Origin of the sequence: Candidatus Centipeda massiliensis (genome assembly GCF_900290285.1) — a bacterium.
In the GTDB taxonomy this organism is placed as follows: domain Bacteria; phylum Bacillota; class Negativicutes; order Selenomonadales; family Selenomonadaceae; genus Centipeda; species Centipeda massiliensis.
Genome location: NZ_LT985754.1, coordinates 497,575 through 519,964 on the forward strand (window position 1 = coordinate 497,575; position 22,390 = coordinate 519,964).

The following is a 22,390-nucleotide window of genomic DNA, read 5'->3' on the forward strand; positions in this document are numbered from 1 at the left end:
TGAAAAAGTTTCGGCGAGCAGCCCTGTTTTGTGCTATGAAAGGAGGCTTTATGAGCGAAAAATATACCACAGAACGACCCGACTGGGTACCCGAGGATGCCGACTGCAAGTTCACGACAAGCGTCATGGGCGGCATCGAGGGCATCAAGGATCTGACCGTCGGCAATATCAACCCGAAAATCTTGAATGGCACGGGGATGCCGCGCCGCAAACTCATCCTCTCCGAGGACGACTATGTGGAGGGCGTCGCGCGCGGCGACCGCATGACGCTCTCGCGCGCGATCACACTTATCGAGAGCAACAGCAGCAAGCATTTTAAACTCGCCCAGCGCGTCCTGCAGCGGCTCCTGCCAAAGACGGGCAACGCGCTGCGCATCGGCATCACGGGCGTTCCCGGCGCGGGCAAGTCGACGATGATCGAGGCGTTCGGCAATATGCTCTGCGATGCGGGACACCGTGTCGCCGTGCTCACCGTCGACCCGACGAGCTCCGTCACGAAGGGATCGATCCTCGGCGACAAGACGCGCATGGGCACGCTCTCACGCCGCCCCGAGGCGTTCATCCGTCCCTCGCCTGCGGGCGGCACCCTCGGCGGCGTCGCGCGCAAGAGCCGTGAGACGATGCTTCTCTGCGAGGCGGCGGGCTACGATGTCATCATCATCGAGACGGTCGGTGTCGGGCAGTCCGAGACCACCGTGCGCTCGATGGTTGATTTCTTCCTGCTCGTCGTACTGACGGGTGCGGGCGATGAGCTGCAGGGCATCAAGAAGGGCATCATGGAGCTTGCGGACGCCATTGTCATCAACAAGGCGGACGGGGACAACCTCGTCAAGGCGAAGGTCGCGCGCGGACAGTACGAGCGCATGATCGAGTTCATCCGTCCCGCGACGCCGGGCTGGGAGACACACGCCTACCTCGCCTCCGCCATCGAAAAGACGGGGCTTGCCGAACTCTGGGAGGTCATCCGCATCTTCCGCGACAAGACAACCGAAACGGGCATCTGGAAGAAACGGCGCGACGGGCAGCTGCTCGACTGGATGAACAGCATGATCGATGAGCACCTGCACAACCTCTTCTTCGAGGATGCCATTGTGCGCGGACGGATGCCCGAGGTAAAGGGAGCCATCCTCTCAGGCGAGATCTCGCCGACACAGGCGGTCGCGGAGCTGCTCAGCGTATTCGACGTACATCGCGCGGCAGGGCGGCAGGTCGACCTCTTTACGAATTGAGAACAGCCTCCCCCGTTTGCTGACCTGTCCGCGAAGCAAGCCCGAAGGGCACAGCTGATCGGGTAACAGGTCGTATGGGAAAACGTCCCAAGAACACGAGCGTTAGCGATGTGTGATTGGTTGACGTTGACCGCTACGGGGGAGGGGGACCGCGTAAGCGGTGGAAGGGGGACTTAGATTGCACAAACGCATCTGCCTCTCGGGCGCGGATATGTACGAGCTTGAGGAGGTCTTTACGGGGCGGCGCGGCATTACGAGCGTCCGCACGGGCTACATCAACGCCGCGCCCGATGCCCGCCATGAGGATGTGGCAACGGGTGCGGCGGGCGGACGCATGGGGGTCGAGATCTGCTATGATCCGAAGAAGATCGACATTTCTCAGCTCCTCGACCTGCACTTTGCCGTCGTCACGCCCTACAGCATCGACGGGCAGGGCTATGTGCGCGGCAGTATGTACCGTGCGGGCGTCTTCTACGAGAGCGCGGAGGACGAGCCGCAGGTCGCCCTCTATCTCACGTTTCTCGCGGGCAAGGGGCGCTGTCCCGCCACGGGCGAGCACCTGACGCTCAACGATCCGAACAGCAGCGCGGCGGCGCGGCGTGTTCTCCATGCGACCATGGAGCGGTTGACCTCGTTTCAGCCGGCGGCGGACGAGTATCAGGGCTATCTCGCGCGGCACCCCGAGACGGAAACCTACATCGACCTCGCGCGTCTGCGCGAACTTGTGAAACTGTGAATGTGTCTGCTGCATGGAGTGAAAAACTTCATGCGGCAGCCTTTTTTATAGAATCTATCGTGCAAGTATAATAGAAAAAGGCACTATGATAAAAGTTACGGACAAAAGAAGATACAGTACTCCACGCAGCGCGCATCCGTAACAGCTGCCATAGATAAAAAAATATATGTTTCTCCTCAACGTCTTATGATATAATCAGTAGAAATAAAAGATGTTTACCGCGTGCGGCGAAGTTGCGCGCGATCTAGTGGGAGGAACGGATATGAGCATACGCAGCAAATTACAGTCGATTCTGATTCTGCTCTTCGTATTTATCGTGGGGCTGGTCGGGATGAACTTCTTCACCTTCAACGAGCTCAAGGGGGACTCGCCGGCGGTCAACGCCTCCGGCTCCCTGCGTATGCGCGCCTATCAGCTCGCATGGGGGGCGGCACGGCTCGTCTCGGCAGATGAGAGCGATGCACAAACGCTGCGCACCTCGATGCAGAAGGATCTTGCGGACTACGACAAGATCCTCGCCGGACTCGCGCAGGGCGATGCGGCGATGGGGCTGACTGCGCCCTCCGATGAGGAAGTGCAGCGGCAGCTCGCCGCCGTGAAGCCGCTGTGGGAGGAATATCGCAGCAACGTACGCGGCGTCATCGAGGGCACGGACGAGGAGGCACGCCGTGCCGCAGAAGGGAAGGTGGCGCAGGAAGTGGCGCCCTTTGTCGCGGAGGTCAACAAACTGGTCGTCGCCTACGATGCCGCAAGTCAGACAAAGATCGAAACCTCCAAGGATATCCAGCTTGGCGTGATTCTCCTCGCCATTTTTGTGGTGGGCGGCGCACTCTGGCTGATTCTCACGCAGATCCTGCGCCCGCTGGCGGCACTGACGGACTCGTTTCATGACATTTCCGAGGGGGCGGGCGATCTGACGCAGCAGCTCCATGCGGGGCGCGATGATGAGATTGGGCGGATCGTCCTCTACTTCAACACCTTCACCGGAAAGCTGCGCACGATCATGCGCGGCGCACAGGAGAGTGCGGCGGAGGTCGCACACCTTGCCGGCACACTCTCGAAGGCGAGCGGGGAGAACAGTCAGGCGGTCGAGCAGGTTGCCGGCTCCGTGACGAACGTCGCAGGACAGGCGAACGCACAGAACGGCGATATACAGACACTCGCGGACAATGTGACACAGATCGCGGAAAACATGGCGCAGATGCTTGCCTCTGCCGAGCGCTCCGCCGCACTCTCGGCGGACTCCGAGGAAAAGGCGGCAGACGGGCGGAATGGTGCGGAGCGCGTCACCGCGCAGACCAACGACCTGCGCGAGATCGTCATGACGATGGATCGGAACGTACAGGCATTGACCACCTATGCGGAGGAGATCAACCAGATCATCGAGCTCATCAAGGGACTCTCGGGGCAAACCAACCTGCTCGCGCTCAACGCCGCCATTGAGGCGGCACGCGCGGGCGAGAGCGGGCGCGGCTTCGCCGTCGTTGCGGAGGAGGTTCGGAAGCTCGCCGAGAACTCAAGCCTCGCAGCGGACGATGTCACGGCGAAGATGGAGAGCATCCGCCGGCAGGTACATGAGACACAGGCGGCGAATGAGGAGCTTGTCGCCGCGCTTGCAAAGATCACAGAGGCAGTTGGCACGGTGCGTTCCTCGCTCAATGATATCGCCGCAAGTTCCGAGGAGAGCCGCAGGGCAGCCGCTGAGATCGTGCGGCTGAACCAGATGGCATCGGAGGGGGCGCGGAGTGCTGCGGACACCTCTGGACACGTCGCGACAGCAGCGAAACAGATTGCGGGACTCTCCGAGGAGTCGGCGGCCGCCATTGAGGAGCAGAGCGCGACCATGGAGCAGGTCGTTGCCACCGCTGAACAGCTGTCCGGACTGTCGGCGAAGATGGATGGACTCGTCGGCAAGTTCAAGGTATGACCGCAGAGATATTCTAATTCGACTGGATTTGATCGAGAGTCTATTGAATACGTATCTTTCTGCGCTATAATAGAAGAGAGAACTTTTTAGAACGAGAGGGAAAAATGTCAATCCATAATAAATTGCGAATTACACTCGTTGCTCTCTTTGTCTTCATCATTGGACTGGTCGGGCTGAACTTCGCGACCTTTGCACAGCTGGACGGCGATGCGCCGGCGGTCAACGCCTCCGGCTCGCTGCGCATGCGTGCGTACCAGCTTGCATGGCTGTCGGCGCGCATGGTGTCCGCCGATGCGGGCGAGGCTGCGGAGCTTCGCCGCACGATGATGGCACAGATCGAGATGTACGACCGCATCCTTGCGGGGCTGCGGAGGGGAGATGCCGAACTCGGACTCCGACCAGCGTCGGACGAGGCTCTCAAAGAACAGCTGCGCACGCTGCAGCCCCTCTGGGAGGAGTACCGCACGCATGTATTTGCTGTCGCGGGGGCTGTGGGGGCGGAGGAGAAGTATGAGACCAATGCCGCCGTTGCCGCCGAGGTCGAGGACTATGTGACCGAGGTGGACAAGCTCGTTTCAGCGTACGACAATGCCAGTCAGGCAAAGATCAGCGTTTCCAAGAAAATCGGTGTGGGTGTGATTGTCCTTGCATTCCTCGTGTTTGCCGTTTCCTCCTACTGCATTATCATGGAGGTGCTGCGGCCGATTGCGGCTCTGACCGTTTCGTTCCGTGAGGTGGCGGGCAGGGAGGCGGATCTTACGCAGCGGCTCACCGCCAAGCGACTGGATGAGATCGGGCGCATCGTGCAGTCGTTCAACACATTTGTTGGCGAACTGCGCCAGATCATGCGGAGTGCACAGGCGTGTGCGACCGAGGTGGCGGGGCTGTCGGATACCATGTGGCGGGCGAGCGTCGAGAACAGCAAGGCGGTCGAGTACAACGCCGTTGCCATTACAAATGTTGCCGCGCATGCAAGCGAACAGGACGAGAACATACAGCTGCTTGCCACAAGCGTCAATGGCATCTCCGCACATCTGGCGGAGATGCAGGCGCTCACGCAGGCGGAGAATGTGAACCGTACGGCACTCCTCACCTCCATTGAGGCGGTGCGCGCCTGTGCGCAGGTCGCGGCAGCGGCAGCCGAGGAGGTCGCAAAGGCTGCGCACGAGATCGCGGAGAATACAACGGATGCTGCGTCTGCCGTCGAAGAGGAGACCGCCTCCCTCGATGCCTTTGCCGCAACTGCCGAGCATCTCAAGAGGCATGCAGGTGAGCTGGATGAGCTGGTTGGGCGGTTCAAGGTATAACTATGCCGCTGAAGAAATTCGGCAGTTTTCTTGCGATTTTTTGAAAACAATGTACGATTGGAAATGATTGCAAAGGGCTCCAATCTCTCGCTTGGGAAGGTGCGTGAACTTGGCAGAGTACACAGCCTGCTCTGAGCTTTGCGTCAAAACACGAACAAATGAAAATCCCGTCTTGCCGTGATTGGCAGGACGGGATTTTGTTATGGATCAGGCACTAAGGAAGTACTGATAAACTCAGCACCAATACAGCGGACTTCATTTTATCAGCGATTCCCTAAAAAAACCGTTTTGTGCTATAATGACGCTGTAAGAAAATAAGTGCGATGAATGACACGGTGGAGGAAAACGTGATTAACATTCGTAAACTGGAAAGCGAACTTTGGGCATCTGCAGACCTCCTGCGCGCCGGCTCAAAGCTCACATCGAATGAGTACTGTATGCCCGTCTTGGGGCTCATCTTTCTGCGCTATGCCTACAGCAGATTCAAGACGACCGAGGTGGAGATACAGCGAAACAGACCCACGCGCGGCGGGCGCACCATGCCTGTGACGGCAAGTGATTTCATCGCAAAGAGTGCGCTCTACCTGCCGCAGGAGGCACAGTATGACTACCTGCTCCACCTGCCCGACGATATAGCGGCGGCGGGGCTGCGGAACAGGGACGGGCATATCATGACGAGTCTCGGCGAGGCCGTCAACAATGCGATGCTCCTCATCGAGGAGCAGAGTGAGCAGCTCACGGGCGTACTCCCGAAGAGCTACACGGACTTCTCCGACGCGATCCTCGCGGAGCTGTTGCGGATCTTCAACAACGCCGCCTTGGATGAGATCGGCGGCGACATCCTCGGGCGCATCTACGAGTACTTCCTCAACAAATTCGCGAAGAACATCGCCTCGGACGACGGCGTATTCTTCACACCGAAATCCCTCGTCAAGATGATCGTGAACGTCCTCGAACCGTCGCGTGGCGTTCTGCTCGATCCTGCGTGCGGCTCGGGCGGGATGTTCATCCAGTCCGGCGACTTTGTCAGTATGGCCGGTATGAACGCAAACAGTGTCATGACCTTCTATGGACAGGAAAAAGTGACGTACAACGCGCAGCTCTGCCTGATGAACATGGCGGTGCATGGACTGACGGGCGTGATCCGGTCGGGCGATGCGGCGAACAGCTTTTATCACGACGCGCACAGGCTTAACGGAGCGTGCGACTATGTGATGGCAAATCCGCCGTTCAACGTGGACAAGGTCAGCGCGGAGTCCTGTGAGAATGCGGGGCGTCTGCCGTTCGGAATGCCGGGCGTGAACAAGGAGAAGAACGTCGGGAACGCGAACTACCTCTGGATCTCGTATTTCTACAGCTATCTGAACGATCACGGCCGCGCGGGATTCGTCATGGCATCCTCGGCGACGGACAGTCAGGGCAAGGATAGGGACATACGTGAGCGGCTCGTCCGCACGGGCCATGTGGACGTGATGATCAGCGTCGGCAACAACTTCTTCTACACAAAGTCACTGCCATGCTCGCTGTGGTTCTTTGACAAAGGGAAAGCAGATGCCCTGCGCGACACCGTCCTCTTCATCGATGCACGCAGCTACTATACGGTCGTTGACCGCACGCTGAACGAGTGGTCGGTGTGGCAGCTGAAAAATCTGAACGCCATCGTGTGGCTCTATCGCGGGGAGCGGGAGAAATACAGTGCCCTGCTCGCGGAATACCGTGCGGCACTTGGCAGCGACGCGCCCTTTGCAGAGCAGATCCATGCGTGCGCGGAGGAGATCAAGGCACTCCGTACGGAGGCAAAGCGGGCGGTGGATGCCGCCGAGCGGCGCACGAAGAAAAAGATACAGGCGGAATACGATGCCCGCCTTGCCGTGCTGACGGAGCGACAGATAGTCGCGCAGGAGGCACTCTGGCTCTATGAGAAATTCGGCGAAGGGGAGTACCGTGATGTCCCCGGGCTGTGCAAAGTCGCGTATCGGACGGAGGAGGCACGGGGCGCGGATGCGGACGGCGCGTGCATCGAGGAAAAGGGCTGGTCACTGACTCCGGGCGCATACGTCGGCGTTGCACCCACCCCGGACGATGGCGTGGATTTCGCGGAGCGCATGACGGAGATCCATCGCGAACTGCTGCACCTGCAGGCGGAGTCGAACGAGCTGATGGACAAGATCGCGCAGAATATGAGGGCGATGGGGCTATGAGTTGGAAAAGGGTAAAACTGGGCGATGTGTGCTCAAAAATAGGAAGTGGTGCAACCCCTAAAGGTGGCTCAACGGTTTATATCAAACAAGGTGTCTCGCTAATCCGAAGTCAAAATGTGTATAACCTTTTCTTTGATTATAATGGTCTGGTTTATATAAATGAGGAGGCTGCTCACAAACTTAAAGGAGTTACGATAGAAGAAAATGATGTGTTGCTGAATATTACTGGAGATTCGGTTGCTCGCACATGTATTGTTCCAATAGAAGTAATGCCAGCAAGAGTCAATCAGCACGTAGCGATCGTTCGACCAAAGAGCAATATACTCAATCCCCTTTTTTTGAATTATTATCTTGCCAGTCCATTTATGCAGGCGTTTATGCTTGGTCTAGCAGTCGGAAAAGGTGCTTCCAGAAATGCTATGACAAAAGATATGATAGCAGGTTTTGAAGTGCCATGCCCATCGATGGATATTCAATTAAAGATAGTGGAGATATTGAAGTCCTATGACAGGCTTATCGAAAACAACCGAAAGCAAATCGTACTTCTTGAGGAAGCCGCGCAGCGTCTCTATCGGGAGTATTTCGTAGACTTGCGTTTTCCGGGGCATGAGGATGTGAAGGTGATTGACGGCGTGCCCGAGGGGTGGACACGAAAAACAGTTCTTGATTGTCTTGAAATGAGTATTGGTGGTGGTTGGGGTAAAGAAAGCGTTGTTGGCAGAAATGTTATAGCGGGTAAAGTTATTAGAGGAACTGATATTAACGATGTTAAATCCGGTGAATATGTAAATGTCCCTTTAAGATATCATACAGAAAATGATACCAAAAAACGTGCGTTAAAGGCAAACGATATCGTTTTTGAAATATCCAACGGAAATATCGACAACATCGGCAGAAGTCTGTTGATTGATGACTTGATTTTGGGTAACTGCGGTGAAAACACTATATGTGCAAGTTTTTGTAAATTGTTCAGACCGTTAGATCGCCTTCATGCCTTGTTGCTCTATTTAGAAATTCAAGATATGAATGCGAGCGGAAGAATGATGCTTTATAAAAAACAAGGCTCAAATGGGATTAACAACTTTGCGTTTAATGATTTTATTTCTCATGAAGTCCTTGTTCCCAATAAACCTTACCATTTGTTGTTAATAGGGAGGATGATTGAAAAGACCAGTATTGTACGAGAGCAGCTATCTTTATTAAAGCAAGCCCGTGACCGCTTGCTCCCCAAACTGATGCGCGGGGAGCAAGCGGTCTGAGGAGAGGAGGGATCCCGCGATGAGCTATGAGTACTCCGAGAATCGGCTTGTGCAGGAGAGTGCGGGCAATCTGCTCCGCGATGAGCTGGGGTGGGAGGTTGCGTTCGCCTACCATACGGAGAAGTTCGGCGCGGATGGTACGTTCGGCAGGGAGAGTGCGCGGGAGATCCTTTTGCGCCGCTATTTCCGTGCGGCTCTCGGGCGGCTGAATCCGTGGCTCACGGCCGCCCAGATGGATGAGGCACAGGAGACTCTCGAAAAACGGCTGTCGACTGCCTCGCTCCTGCAGGTGAACGAGGAGAAGTATTTCCTCATCCGTGACGGCATCCCCGTCACGGTGAAGAAGCGCAGCGGCGAGACGGAGACGAAACGCGCTGCGGTGATTGATTTCGGGAATGCGGAGAACAATTCCTTTCTCGCCATCAAGGAGCTGCGGATTCACGGGGACATCTACCGCAGGCGGACGGACATCGTCGGGTTCGTGAACGGCATTCCACTCCTCTTTGTCGAGCTGAAGAAGACGACGGTGGATGTGCGGAGTGCCTACGATGATAATTATACGGACTATCTGGACACGATCCCGCATCTCTTTTACTACAATGCCTTTCTGATGTTCTCGAACGGGACAGAGGCAAAGGTCGGTACGCTCGGCAGTCCGTTCGCGTTCTTCCACGAGTGGAAACGTCTCGCAGAGAAGGATGCGGGCAGTGTGGCTCTTGCGACGATGCTGCGCGGGATCTGCCGCAAGGAGAACTTCCTCGATCTCTTTGAGAATTTTATCCTGTACGACCACTCCGCGGGGCATACGGCAAAGATTCTGGCACGCAATCATCAGTATCTCGGGGTGAATGAGGCGATGAAGGCGTACGCAGATCGCACGCTGAATGATGGCAGGCTCGGTGTGTTCTGGCATACGCAGGGTTCGGGCAAGAGCTATTCGATGCTGTTTTTCGCAAAGAAGGTGCGGCGCAAGATGGCGGGGACGCCGACCTTTGTCGTGCTGACGGATCGCGAGGAGCTGAACCGCCAGATCAGCGATACGTTCGCCAGCTGCGGCGTGCTCGGGCGGGACGGCAAGGCGGCGCAGTTCATCGCGACGAGCGGGGATGATCTCGCGGCAAAGCTGCGCGGGAATCCGAGTTTTATCTTTACGCTGATCCAGAAGTTCAACCGACCCGATGCCGCGCCGATCTATCCGGCGCACGATGTCATTATTATGTCGGATGAGGCGCACCGCAGTCAGTACGGGATCTTTGCGGAGAATATGATGCGGATGCTGCCGACGGCGGCGCGGATCGGGTTCACGGGGACGCCGCTGCTCTCGCATGATGCGATTACGGCGCGGACGTTCGGCGGCTATGTGTCTGTCTATGACTTCAAGCGGGCGGTGGAGGACGGCGCGACGGTGCCGCTCTACTATGAGAATCGCGGCGAGCGGATTGTTGATCTGCAGAACCCTGAGATCACGGATGAGATTCTGGATGCGATCGAGCGTGCCGATCTTGATGTGGATCAGCAGGACAGGCTGGAAGCCGAGTTTGCAAAGGAGATTCACCTGCTGACGGCAGAGCCGCGTCTGCGGTCGATTGCGCGGGATTTTGTGCGGCATTATTCGGATCTCTGGACGAGCGGCAAGGCGATGTTCGTGTGCCTGAACAAGGTGACGTGTGTGCGGATGTATGACTATGTGCGGGAGTACTGGGAGGAGGCGATCCGAGATCTCGCGGCACGCGTCAAGTCCGCCACGCAGCAGGAGGCACAGGAACTCACACGCCGATTGGAGTGGATGCGGGAGACGGAGATGGCGGTGGTCATCAGTCAGGATCAGAATGAGATCCGGACATTTCAGGCGTGGGGGCTGGACATCCGCTCGCATCGCGTGAAGATGACGAAACGCGCACTGGACAAGGAGTTCAAGGATGCAGGGAATCCTCTGCGCGTAGTGTTCGTCTGTGCGATGTGGCTCACGGGGTTTGATGTGAAGTGTCTCTCGTGTCTCTATCTGGACAAGCCGCTCAAGGCGCATACGCTGATGCAGACGATTGCGCGTGCAAACCGTGTGAGCGAGGGCAAGAGCAACGGGCTGATCGTGGACTATGTCGGGATTGTGAAGGCGCTCCGCAAGGCACTCGCGGACTATACGGCGGATGCGGGCGGCGCGGGTGGTGCTGATCCGACGGTGGACAAGGCTCTCCTCGTGGCGCGTATCATCGAGACGGTGGAGCAGGCGCGTGCACTGCTCGCGGAACGCGGTTTTGCTCTGGCGGATCTGGTCGAGGCGATGGATTTTCAAAAGCTCGCCCGTCTGCAGGAGGGGGCGGATGCGGTCTGCGGCACGGTGGCGGATCGAAAGACGTTTTCGACCTACGCTGCTGCGCTGAACCGCCTGATGAAGTATGCGGATCGGGACGATGTGACGGCGGAGCTGCGGCGGCAGTACGAGGCGATTGCGGCGATCTATGGGCAGCTGTCGGCAAGGCGGCGGCACAGCGACCATCTGGATTTGAGGATTGAGATCGACCATATTATCAGTGCTCATGTTGTGATGGATGGGGCATCACTGGAGGCGGAGGAGGAGAGTCGCCGCTTTGACATCAGTGCGATTGATTTTGATCTGCTCCGCAGGGAGTTTGCCCGTGTGCGGACGAAAAATCTGCTCCTGCGGGATTTGGAGGAGCTGATTCAGCAGAAGCTCGACCGCATGATGTTTCGCAATCCAAATAGAATCGACTACTATGAGCACTATCGGGAGATCATCGAGGCGTACAATGCGGAGCAGGATCGTGCGACGATTGAGAAGACGTTTATGGAGCTCATGGATCTCGCGGGCAAGCTGAGCACAGAGGAACAGCGGTATGTGCGCGAGGGCTTTGCAAGCGATGAGGAACTGTCCTTCTATGATATGCTGTTTCGCGATGATTTGAAGAAGGACGATATTAAGAAACTGAAAGAAGTTGCTGCTGCACTGCTTGAAAAGGTGAAAAGAAAAATCGCCACGCTTGACAAGTGGACGGAGAAGAAGGAGACGCGGGCGCAGGTGGGCAATCTGATCCGTGAGACGCTCTGGAAAGAGCTGCCGGAGTGCTACGATGATGCCAGTGTCGCGTCGTATGGTCAGAAGGTCTATGCGTATGTGTATACGAGATACAAGGTGGCGTAGGGAGGAGGCGCCTTTCGGCGGTTTTTCTTGCGATTTTTTTGAAAACAACGTACAATATAGGAAAGAAATGCAAACGAGGGAGCGGCTATGAGCAGAGGTGAGCACGGACGGCAGTATCAGGACAGTGTTTTTCGTGCGTATTTTAACAATGTAGATCGCCTGCGGGAGTTGGCGGGGGCACTGCATGGGAGAACGTATACAGCAGATGATGCCGTGGAGATTGTGACTCTAGAGGGGACGTTTCTCTCACAGGTCAAAAACGATATTTCATTTTTGCTTGCGGGGCGGCATCTGGTTTTCATCGAGCATCAGAGTACGCCGAACGAGAATATGCCATTGCGTTGCCTCTACTACACCTGTGAGCAACTGCGCAAGGAGTTTGACAGCAAACAGATCTACCGCACCCGTCGGATTCTCCTTCCCATACCGGAGTTTCATGTATTCTATACAGGTGTGAAGGAACTGCCCGAGGAGTTCGATATGCGTTTCTCGGACACCTATCGGCATGAGGGTGATGAGAAGGTGTACCTTGAACTGCTGGTGACCGTGCACAACGTCGCCTATCGCGCACAGAATGCACTGCTCATGAAGAGCCGCGCGCTGCATGACTACAGCTGTTTTATCGGAGAAATCAAAACGAACGTCGCCGCAGGAACGCCATTGCCGAACGCCATCCGTGCAGCGATGCGCATCTGCATCGAACGTGACATTATGAGAACCTTTTTGGAAGAACATGCGAGGGAGGTTGTTGACATGGTGAACTTTGAGTGGAATCAGGAATTGTTCGAGGCGGCGAAATTTGAGGAAGGACTTGAGCAGGGGCTTGAGCAGGGGCTTGAGCAGGGGCGTGCGGAAGGCCGTGACGAGGAGCGAGGGATCATGATCCTCAATATGCTGCGCGAAAAGATGCCGCTGGAAATGATAGCAAAGGTCTCGAATCTCTCTCTTGAGAAGGTACGCGAACTCGGCAGAGTACACAGCCTGCTCTGAGCTTTGCGTCAAAACACGAACAAATGAAAATCCCGTCGTACCTGTGAAGTGGTACGGCGGGATTTTGTTATGTTGTGATTTCGTTACTCCTTGATCGGTTTCTTGAGCAGGGAGAGGATGACGGCACCGACGACGGCGCCGATGAGGATGCTTACAAGGTACATGAGCGGGTTGCCGATGGTCGGGACGACGAAGATGCCGCCGTGCGGGGCACGCAGGGTGCAGTCAAAGAACATGGTGAGCGCGCCCGCGAGTGCAGAGCCCACGACCATGGAGGGGATGACGCGCACGGGGTCGGATGCCGCGAACGGGATCGCGCCCTCGGTGATGAAGGAGAGTCCCATGACGTAGTTCGTAATGCCTGCTTTGCGCTGGCTCTCGGTGAAGCGGTTCTTAAAGAGTGTGGTCGCAAGCGCAATCGCCAGCGGCGACACCATGCCGCCCGCCATGACTGCCGCCATGACGTGATACTCGCCCGAGGCGAGGAGTCCCGTGCCCGTGACGTATGCCGCCTTGTTGATGGGACCGCCCATATCGACTGCCATCATGCCGCCGACGATCAGCCCCATGAGGACGCGCGCCGAGGGATCCATGCCGCCGAGGGTCTCGATCATCCAGTTGTTGATGGCAGAGACGGGCGGCGCGATGATGAAGAGCGAGATCAGCCCCATGATGAGGATACCGAAGAACGGATAGAGGAGAATGGGCTTGATGCCGTCAAGGGAGGCGGGCAGTCCCGCGAATACCTTCTTGAGGGCGTTGACGGCGTAGCCGCCGACGAAGCCCGCGAGAAGCGCACCGAGGAATCCCGTACCCGTCTGTCCCGCGAGTGCACCGCCGACAAAGCCGACTGCAAGTCCCGGACGGTCGGCGATGGACATACCGATGAAGCCGGCGAGGACGGGGAGCATGAAGCCGAACGAGGCACCGCCGACATCCATGAAGAACTTTGCAAGCGGGGTGTTCGAGCCGAACTTCGACGGGTTGATGCTATAGTCGTCAAAGAGGAAGGCGAGTGCAATGAGGATACCGCCACCGACGACGAACGGGAGCATGTGCGAGACGCCGTTCATGAGGTGCTTGTAGATCTGGCGCGCAAGGCTCTCGTTCTCCGCTGCATCCGCTCCCTCTGCCGTGTCGGTACCGCTTGCACGGTAGACGGGGGCGCTGCCGGAGAGGGCGCGGTCGATGAGTTCGTCCGCCTTGTTGATGCCGTCCGCGACCTTCGTGATAACAACGCGATGCCCGTCAAAGCGGGACATGGCGACGTTCTTGTCCGCCGCGACGATGATGCCATCGGCGGCGGCAATCTCCTCGGGGGTGAGGACGTTCTTGACGCCCGCCGAGCCGTTTGTCTCGACCTTGACGGTGAGCCCGCGCTTCTTCGCGTGCTGTTCGATGCTCTCCGCCGCCATAAAGGTGTGTGCGATGCCCGTGGGGCAGGCGGTGACGGCGAGGATCTGGATGTGGTCGGCGGCGGGCTTCGTCTCCTCGGCTGCCGCGTCGGCATCGGGGGCGACAAAGCGGTCATTCTCCTTGTCGTCGATGAGCTTGCGGAACTCATCGACGCTCTTTGCGGCGATGAGCGCTTCCTTGAAGTCGGGATCCATGATCATGGTCGCGAGCTTCGAGAGAATGGCGAGATGTTCGTCGTTCGCGCCGTTCGGAGCTGCGATCATGAAGAAGAGGCGGCTCGGGTTGCCATCCATCGCGGCAAAGTCCATGCCAGCGGGCACGGTCATCGCGGCGAGTCCCGCCGCTTTTACGCCGTCGCTCTTGGCGTGGGGCGTTGCGATACCGTCGCCAAGCCCCGTGGTGCCGCTTGCCTCACGGGCGAGCACGTCTTTTACATACTGCTCTTTGTCGTTGAGATTGCCGCCCTTTTCCATGTAGTCCGCGAGCAGGCGGATCGCCGCCTCCTTCGAGGCGGGAGCTTTAGCGCCGAGGGCGATGCTCTCAGGCTTCAAAAGGTCGTTGATATGCAAGGGAAATCCCTCCTTTTTCATTGTGCTGTGTTTTATTCACCGTGCATACTCCTCGCAAATATCCGTATTGTTTGGAGTGGTGTGAAGTCCCTTAGCAAACCCTAGTGGAGCGAGCGGCGCAGAGTGTGCGACCCGCCCCCCTGCGGATTTTATTCGTTCAAGCGCAGCGCGTTTGGAATCCGCAGGTATTTAGGCGGACGAGCACACGACCGCTTGCGTAACGAGGGTTCTGCGTGGGACTCACGCCACATAGTATTGCACAGCTGCGATGCGTTTATATCATACGATGGTTTTCAGCAGCGCAAGCGCCTCCTCACGCGTGGCGAGGTTCTCCGAGAAGGCGGAGGCGGAGCCGGTTGCAACGCCCATGTAGAAGGCGCGCTCGTAGTCGCCGTCCGACTCCATGAAGCCCGCGAGGAAGCCCGCGACCATCGAGTCTCCCGCGCCCACGGAGTTGACGAGCGTGCCCTTGGGCGCGGCGGAGCGGTAGAAGACGCCCTCCGAAGTGAGGAGGATTGCGCCGTCGCCCGCCATGGAGATGAGCACGTTCGTCGCGCCCTCCTCCTGCAGTTTCTTTGCGTGGAAGATGATGTCGTCGTCGGTCTTGAGTTCGATGCCGAACATCTCGCCCAGCTCGTGATTGTTCGGCTTGATGAGGAAGGGACGGTACTTGAGGACGCGCCGCAGCAGATTCTTCGTTGCATCGACTACGATGCGGATGCCGCGTCCCGCGAGATGCTCCATGATACGCTCATACATATCGTCGGGCAGCGTGTTCGGAATGGAGCCGGCGAGGACGAGCGTGTCGCCGCGCGTCAGGCGGTCGAGCTTTGCAAAGAGTGCGCGCTGCGCCTCCTGCGTGATGACGGGACCCTGCCCGTTGATCTCGGTCTCACGCTCTGCCTTGATCTTGACGTTGATGCGCGAGAATCCGTCGTCTAAGCGCACGAAATCATCGGTGACGCCAAACGTGTGCAGCATCTGCTGCATAGCAACGCCCGTGAAGCCCGCGAGAAAGCCGAGTGCCGTACTGTCGTGCCCGAGGTTTTTCAGCACGATGGAGACGTTGATGCCCTTGCCCCCCGGCAGAATCTGCTCGTAGTTTACGCGGTTGATTTCCCCCGGCGTGAACTGCTCCAACCGCACGATATAGTCAATCGACGGGTTGAAGGTGACGGTGTAGATCATTCATATCCCTCCCTCAAAATTTCCTACAATTATAATTCCTCAAAAACATCATATACGCCACAGCGGGGAAAGTCAAGAAATCCATTCTCATATCAGCGGACTTGTCAGGGCTTTTTCTTTCCACTATAATGGGAACAGAAATTACATTGGAACAGGGGAGTATTATGACTGCAGAAATGGATGCGACGGAACAGGGGAGCGTACCGACGACGGCAAAGCCGAAGAAGGCAGCACCGAAGGGGATCATGTTCTACATCAAGAAGGGGCTGTGGTTGATTCTCGGCGCACTCATCACCGCCGCAGGATTGGAACTCTTTTTGATTCCGAACAATGTCATCGATGGCGGCGTGGTCGGTCTTTCGATCATGTCGCAGACGATCACGGGGATGGGGCTGGGGGTCTTCCTCGTGATCTTCAATATCCCGTTTGTCTACATGGGCTACAAGCAGATCGGCAAGAGTTTCGCACTCTCGACCGTCTTTGCGATCATCATGCTTTCGATCTGGTCGGGCGTACTGCACGACGTGCCGCAGGTGACGAACGATCCGTTCCTTGCCGCGATCTTTGGCGGTGTGGTGACGGGACTCGGCGTCGGCATCGTCATGCGCACGGGCGGCTGCTTCGACGGCACGGAGATTGTCGCCATCATCATGGACGCGCGGACGCAGTTCTCCGTCGGCGAGGTCGTCATGTTCATCAACCTCTTTATTCTCTCGTCCGCAGGCCTGCTCTACGGGTGGGACAAGGCGATGTACTCGCTCTTTGCGTACTTCGTCATCGCAAAGATGATTGATGTCGTTCTCAAAGGTCTGGATGAATCGTACGCCGTCATGATCGTCACGAGCGAGCATGAGGAGATGACGGAGGCGCTCAACGAGCGTCTCGGGCGCGGCGTGACCCTGCTGCACGGCGCGGGCGGCTATACGGGCGAGCCGAAGGAGGTTCTCTACTGCGTCGTGACGCGCCTGGAACTCGACAAGCTCAAGGAGATCGTCCTCGACAAGGACGAGCGCGCCTTCGTCACGATCAACGCCGTGCATGACATCGTGGGCGGCAGGTTCAAGAAAAAGGCAATACACTAAAAAGATGGGCTATTGTACGAAGCCGGAAAGCTTCGTACAATAGCCCATCGTCATCTGTCTGATTATAGGTCGTCTTGTTCGGGTACGATCAGTTGTACGTTGTTTTCTGCAGCGTGGCGTACATACGCTGCAGGCGGCATCTCGTTTGTGACGATAGAGTCAAGATCCTTCAGCGGCGCATAGCTCATCAGCGTCGCATGGTCGAATTTGGAGCTGTCCACGAGCAGAAAATGCGGACAGTCCTTGTGCATCATGCACTGCTTGATCTCACATTCGAGCGGCGAGGTGTTCGTCGCGCCGTGTTTGATGGAGAGTCCCGTGCTTGCGAGGAATGCCTTTGTGACGTTGTAGCGGTGCAGGCACTCGATGACCTGCGGTCCGACGAATGCCATGGACGGCGCATAGAAGGTGCCGCCCGTGGAGATGACGTTCAGACGGTTGTAACTCGCCGCCATATTGATGACGTGAACGCTCGCGGTGACGATGGTCAGCCGCTTCCGTTCGAGCAGATACGGGATCATGTGCACTGTGGTCGTGCCGGAGTCAATGTAGATCACGTCGCCATCCGTGACCTGCGCTGCAGCAAGCCGTCCGATGAGCTTCTTCGCGGCGAGGTTGCGCGCCTCGCGAAAGGCGAACGGCTCGGGCGCATCGTCCGGCGTCTCGGCGAGCACGATGCCGCCGTAGACCTTCTCAATGATGCCCTTCTCTTCGAGATCGGCGATGTCGCGTCGGATCGTGTTCTTGGACACGCCGAACATATCGCACAACTCATTGATGGAGATGTTGTGGCGTTCTTTCAGTGTTTCGTGGATTTTTCGTCTGCGGTCAATCTTCATACATTCACCTGTGAGCGGCTGAAAACACGGCATAATTTATGTGTATTTTAATCCGCATTATAATATAATTTTGAAAGATATACAAGAGTAACATGGAAGCTGTCCGATCATAAATCATGTGCATTGTTCTTCCAAACGTGTTGAGAATTGTTCCTTCTCCTGTATTTTCAAGGGCTGTTGGAATTGAAAAAAGGGAATGTTACGGACAAAAGAAGATGCGGTACTCCTAAGCAAACCCTAGTGGAGCAAGCGGCGTAGAGTGTGCGACCCGCCCCCTGCGGATTTTAATCGTTCAAGCGCAGCGCGTTTGGAATCCGCAGGTATTTAGGCGGACGAGCACACGTCCGCTTGCGTAACGAGGGTTCTGCGTGGAGTACGCATCGCGAATCTGTAACAGTTGCCCTAGACTCAAAAAAGTATAAAAATATATAGATTTTCTTGACAACGGAGAAGAAAAGGTGTAAATTATATCCATAAGGTAATCAAAACTTTATCAAAAAAGTCATCATCGTCAGAATAGGAGAGTGGATACGATGGGTTACACGTTTATGGTTCCTGCAAAGATCATTTCCGGCACCAATGTCATTGATGAGCTGGGTGAACACATCAAGGGCAAGGGAACAAAGGCGCTGATCGTCACGGATCCGTTCATGGTGAAGTTCGGCAATGCGGCGAAGGTGGAGGCTGCACTCGATGCGGCGGGCATTCCGCACGTCATTTACGACGGTGCGAGCGCGGAGCCAACGGATACGATGGTGTATGACGGTCTTGCGGTCTACAAGGCGGAGAAGTGCGACTTCATCGTTGCGCTCGGCGGCGGCTCGCCGATGGATGCGGCAAAGGCGATTGCGTTCATGTCGGTTGCCAAGGGCAAGATCAGCGACTATATGCACGTCAGCATCGATATGCAGGTTCCCTATCTCGTGGCGATTCCGACGACGGCGGGCACGGGCTCCGAGGTGACGAAGAACACGATCATCACGGATACGGAGAACAATGTCAAGATGCTGCTCGGCGGTCCCTCGATCATCCCTGCACTCGCGGTGGTCGATCCCTCGTTTACGATGACGGCGCCGCCCGCCGTGACGGCAGCGACGGGCGTGGATGCCCTCTGCCATGCGATTGAGGCGTACACGTCGCGCCGCGCACAGCCGCTGACGGATACGTTTGCACTCTCCGCCATCAAGAAGATTCACAAGAATCTCCCGCTCTGCTATGCGGACGGCAAAAATGTCGAGGCGCGCCTTGCCATGTCGATTGCGGCGACGGAGGCGGGCATTGCGTTCAACAACGCGTCGGTCACGATTGTCCACGGCATGAGCCGCCCCATCGGCGCCCTCTTCCACATCGCGCACGGCGTTTCAAACGCGATTCTCCTGCCCGCGTGCATGAAGTTTGCGATTGAGGAGAACACGGATCGCTTTGCGACGATCGCACGCATCATGGAGGTTGCGGACGACACGACGCCCGACCATGATGCAGCCGTTGCGTTTGTTGCAGAGGTGGCGCGCTTCTGCAAGGAGGTTGGTATCCCAACGACGGAGGAGTGCCTTGCGCAGCGCGGCTTCACGAAGGAGGACTTCCTCGCGCAGACGGACAAGATGGCGGCAGATGCACTTGAGAGCGGCAGCCCCCAGAACACGATGCGCGTTCCGACGAAGGAAGAGATCATCGCGATTTACAACGAGCTGTTCTAACGAGCATATACAGGAGGGAATGCCATGCCACTTGTCAAATTGTCCGATCTGGTGACGAAGCCGGATCACACGTATGCGGTGGGCGCGTTCAACGTCTCCGACATGGAGATGGCGATGGGCGCGATCAGAGCCGCCGAGGAGATGAACGCACCACTCATCCTGCAGGTGGCAGAGGGGCGGCTGCGCTATTCCCCGCTTGACCTCCTGGGGCCTGTGATGGTCGCGGCGGCGAAGAAGTGCAAGATGCCGACAGCGGTGCACCTCGATCACGGCGGCACGATGGAGACGATCCAGCTTGCGCTCGACCTCGGCTTTACCTCGGTCATGTTCGATGGCTCGAAGTATCCCCTCGATGAGAACATCGCACGCACGCGCGAAGTCGTGAAGCTCGCGAAGAGCTACGGTGCGGATGTCGAGGCGGAGATCGGTCGCGTGGGCGGCGCCGAGGGCGACTACAAGAGCGTGGACATCCTCGTCACGAGTGTGGAGGAGGCGAAGCGCTTTGCCGCGGAGACGGAGGTCGACGCGCTCGCCGTCGCCATCGGTACGGCGCACGGGAACTACAAGGAGCAGCCCGTCCTGCGCATCGACCGCCTCAAGGAGATCGCAGCGGCCGTCAAGACCCCGCTCGTTCTCCACGGCGGCACGGGTCTGACGCATGAGGATTTCCGGCAGTGCATTGCAAATGGGATTCAGAAGATCAACATTGCGACGGCATCCTACGACTCCTCGGCGAACCGCATCCGCAAGGTGGCGGCGGAGAAGCCCGACGCCCGCTACTTCGACTTCAGCGAGGCAATCGTGGAGGGGACGTACGAGAACGTCAAGAAGCACATGGAGATCTTTGGCATGAAGGATAAGGCATAAGGAGAGGAACGATGGCACTCATTACCTTTGATGCAAACAAGAAGCGCGACGTGGTTCTGATCGGACGCGTGACGCTGGACTTCAACCCGAATGAGCTGAACCGCACGCTGGACAAGGTGGAGACGTTCTCCATGTACCTTGGCGGCTCACCGGGCAACATGGCGGTCGGCATCAACAAGCTCGGCAAGAAGGTCGGCTTCATCGGTGCTGTTTCAAACGATCAGTTCGGTGATTTTGTGCTGAACTACTTCAAGGAGCGGGATATCGACACGAGTCAGATGGTGCGCGCGAAAAACGGCGAGCGCATCGGGCTGACGTTCACGGAGATCAAGAGTCCGACGGAGTCGAGCATCCTCATGTACCGTGACGATGTGGCGGATCTCACGATTGCGCCCGAGGATGTGGATGAGCAGTACATCGCTGACACGAAGATCCTCATCATATCGGGCACGGCACTCTCGGCAAGTCCGTCGCGCGAGGCGTGCCTCATCGCCGCGCAGTATGCGAAGAAGCATGGCACGCGCATCATCTTCGACGTGGACTACCGCCCGTACAGCTGGCGCACGAAGAAGGACATCCAGATCTACTACTCGCTCGTAGCGTCGATGGCGGATGTCATCATCGGCTCGCGTGACGAGATCAACCTCACCGAGGGCTATGACGAGGATGCGACGGAGCCGGCGGATCACCTCATCGCGGACAAGTACATCGCGCAGGGCACGAAGATTGTCGTCATCAAGCACGGCAAGGCAGGCTCGATTGCCTACACGGCGGACAAGAAGGCGTACAAGGTTTCGTCCTACAACATCAAGCTGCTCAAGTCCTTCGGCGGCGGCGATGCCTACGGCAGTGCGTTCGTCTATGGGCTGCTTGAGGGCTGGTCTGTGGCGGACTCCCTGCAGCACGGCACGGCGCACGCGGCGATGGTCGTTGCGAGCCACAGCTGCTCGAACGCGATGCAGACCGTGGAGCAGATCGGTGCCTTTATGGCAGAGCACAAGGACGAGAAGGTCATCGCGGAGATCGCATGGGAGGCGACAATATGAAGTTTGGACGTCTGGGCGCGGAATTAAAGCACGGCTACAATGCCATGACGACGCGCGAGAGCGATATGTTGATGGATATCGGCTATCAGCTGATGGATGAAAACGAGGTCGTGGAGTTCGAGGATGTGCTGCAGGAGACGGCGTTCGTCATCCTGACGGGCGATGTCGAGGTACACTGGGACGGCAAGAAGGAGATCATGCACCGCACGTCTCTCTTCGACGAGGCTCCCTACTGCCTCCATGTTCCGCGCGGCAAGAAGGTCGTGCTGAAGGCACTGAAGCGCTCGACGGTGCTTGTGCAGAAGACGGAGAATGACCGTGACTTTGCGCCGGTCTTCTATCGCCCGGCAGACATTCAGTCGCCCGTTTTTGGGAGCGGCATGTGGTACCGCACGGCGGAGCGCACGGTGCGCACGATCTTCGACTATGAGAATGCGCCGTACTCCAACATGGTCAACGGCGAGGTCGTGAATACGCCGGGCTGCTGGTCGGGCTACATCCCGCACAACCATCCGCAGCCGGAGGTATACACCTACCAGTTCGACAAGCCGCAGGGCTTCGGCGCAGCGTTCATCGGCGACAATGCCTTTAAGATCGAGCACAACAGCTGGTCGGAGATCACGGGCGGCTATATGCACCCGCAGGTCGCAGCGCCCGGCTACGCGATGTGGTACAGCTGGATGATCCGCCATCTGCCCGGCGACCCGTGGAAGAAGACGCGCACGGATCTGCCCGAGCATACGTGGCTGCTCGACGAGAACGCAAAGATTTGGCAGCCGAACCGCTGAGAATATTTCGGATTGCAGCTTTTGTGAATGTGATATGTGCTCCCTAAGCGTTCGCGTGGGGGCACATCACAGACGGTTCCTATATTGAG

General features: G+C 57.4%; 16 protein-coding genes. 13 read left to right on the top strand and 3 right to left on the bottom strand.

All coding sequences use genetic code 11. The features are described 5' to 3' along the window. Positions 1 to 50 precede the first annotated feature (50 nt). From meaB to C8273_RS02480, 8 genes are all read left to right on the top strand, one after another. Positions 51 to 1,229, top strand: coding sequence for a methylmalonyl Co-A mutase-associated GTPase MeaB (meaB, locus tag C8273_RS02440; protein WP_106626231.1), 1,179 nt, complete (start codon positions 51 to 53; stop codon positions 1,227 to 1,229). 178 nt (positions 1,230 to 1,407) lie between these two features. Beyond that, complete coding sequence (locus C8273_RS02445) at positions 1,408 to 1,965, top strand: peptide-methionine (S)-S-oxide reductase (RefSeq protein WP_106626232.1); 558 nt, start codon at positions 1,408 to 1,410, stop codon at positions 1,963 to 1,965. 262 nt (positions 1,966 to 2,227) lie between these two features. Continuing rightward, the gene (locus C8273_RS02450) at positions 2,228 to 3,892 is read left to right on the top strand and encodes a methyl-accepting chemotaxis protein (RefSeq protein ID WP_106626233.1); all 1,665 of its coding nucleotides are present in this window, start codon (positions 2,228 to 2,230) and stop codon (positions 3,890 to 3,892) included. A 104-nt stretch (positions 3,893 to 3,996) separates the two neighbouring features. Continuing rightward, positions 3,997 to 5,199 (top strand): type IV pili methyl-accepting chemotaxis transducer N-terminal domain-containing protein, encoded by a 1,203-nt coding sequence (locus C8273_RS02455; protein ID WP_106626234.1) that lies wholly within the window; start codon positions 3,997 to 3,999, stop codon positions 5,197 to 5,199. A gap of 347 nt (positions 5,200 to 5,546) precedes the next feature. Further along, on the top strand, positions 5,547 to 7,400 hold the full coding sequence (locus tag C8273_RS02465; protein ID WP_106626825.1) for a type I restriction-modification system subunit M: 1,854 nt from the start codon (positions 5,547 to 5,549) through the stop codon (positions 7,398 to 7,400). Next, the gene (locus tag C8273_RS02470; RefSeq protein ID WP_106626235.1) at positions 7,397 to 8,659 is read left to right on the top strand and encodes a restriction endonuclease subunit S; all 1,263 of its coding nucleotides are present in this window, start codon (positions 7,397 to 7,399) and stop codon (positions 8,657 to 8,659) included. Before C8273_RS02465 ends, C8273_RS02470 begins: the two co-directional genes overlap by 4 nt. Before the next feature lie 19 nt (positions 8,660 to 8,678). Further along, positions 8,679 to 11,819 carry a type I restriction endonuclease subunit R gene (locus C8273_RS02475; RefSeq protein WP_106626236.1) on the top strand — a complete coding sequence of 1,047 codons (3,141 nt, stop codon included), beginning with the start codon at positions 8,679 to 8,681 and terminating at the stop codon, positions 11,817 to 11,819. A gap of 87 nt (positions 11,820 to 11,906) precedes the next feature. Beyond that, positions 11,907 to 12,809, top strand: coding sequence for an RpnC/YadD family protein (locus C8273_RS02480; protein ID WP_106626237.1), 903 nt, complete (start codon positions 11,907 to 11,909; stop codon positions 12,807 to 12,809). Positions 12,810 to 12,892: 83 nt separating this feature from the next. On the opposite strand, the gene C8273_RS02485 is transcribed toward C8273_RS02480, so the two are convergent. Both C8273_RS02485 and pfkB read right to left on the bottom strand, forming a co-directional pair. After that, a complete protein-coding gene (locus tag C8273_RS02485; protein WP_106626238.1) occupies positions 12,893 to 14,794 on the bottom strand; it encodes a PTS fructose transporter subunit IIABC in 1,902 nt (633 codons plus the stop codon). 279 nt (positions 14,795 to 15,073) lie between these two features. Then, the gene (pfkB, locus tag C8273_RS02490) at positions 15,074 to 15,982 is read right to left on the bottom strand and encodes a 1-phosphofructokinase (protein WP_106626239.1); all 909 of its coding nucleotides are present in this window, start codon (positions 15,980 to 15,982) and stop codon (positions 15,074 to 15,076) included. 164 nt (positions 15,983 to 16,146) lie between these two features. On the opposite strand from pfkB, the gene C8273_RS02495 reads away from it, so the two are divergent. Next, positions 16,147 to 17,064 (top strand): YitT family protein, encoded by a 918-nt coding sequence (locus tag C8273_RS02495; protein ID WP_106626240.1) that lies wholly within the window; start codon positions 16,147 to 16,149, stop codon positions 17,062 to 17,064. 62 nt (positions 17,065 to 17,126) lie between these two features. Here the strand turns inward: C8273_RS02495 and C8273_RS02500 are convergent, their stop codons facing one another. After that, on the bottom strand, positions 17,127 to 17,903 hold the full coding sequence (locus tag C8273_RS02500; RefSeq protein WP_106626241.1) for a DeoR/GlpR family DNA-binding transcription regulator: 777 nt from the start codon (positions 17,901 to 17,903) through the stop codon (positions 17,127 to 17,129). Between the two features lie 533 nt (positions 17,904 to 18,436). On the opposite strand from C8273_RS02500, the gene C8273_RS02505 reads away from it, so the two are divergent. From C8273_RS02505 to C8273_RS02520, 4 genes are read left to right on the top strand one after another with little or no spacing between them, the layout of a single operon-like run. Then, positions 18,437 to 19,600: an iron-containing alcohol dehydrogenase gene (locus tag C8273_RS02505; protein ID WP_106626242.1), complete on the top strand. Its 1,164-nt coding sequence runs from the start codon at positions 18,437 to 18,439 to the stop codon at positions 19,598 to 19,600. Between the two features lie 24 nt (positions 19,601 to 19,624). Continuing rightward, the gene (locus C8273_RS02510) at positions 19,625 to 20,467 is read left to right on the top strand and encodes a class II fructose-bisphosphate aldolase (RefSeq protein WP_102493390.1); all 843 of its coding nucleotides are present in this window, start codon (positions 19,625 to 19,627) and stop codon (positions 20,465 to 20,467) included. Between the two features lie 11 nt (positions 20,468 to 20,478). Further along, complete coding sequence (iolC, locus tag C8273_RS02515; protein ID WP_106626243.1) at positions 20,479 to 21,513, top strand: 5-dehydro-2-deoxygluconokinase; 1,035 nt, start codon at positions 20,479 to 20,481, stop codon at positions 21,511 to 21,513. Further along, positions 21,510 to 22,301: a 5-deoxy-glucuronate isomerase gene (locus C8273_RS02520; RefSeq protein ID WP_106626244.1), complete on the top strand. Its 792-nt coding sequence runs from the start codon at positions 21,510 to 21,512 to the stop codon at positions 22,299 to 22,301. Before iolC ends, C8273_RS02520 begins: the two co-directional genes overlap by 4 nt. Positions 22,302 to 22,390 lie beyond the last annotated feature (89 nt).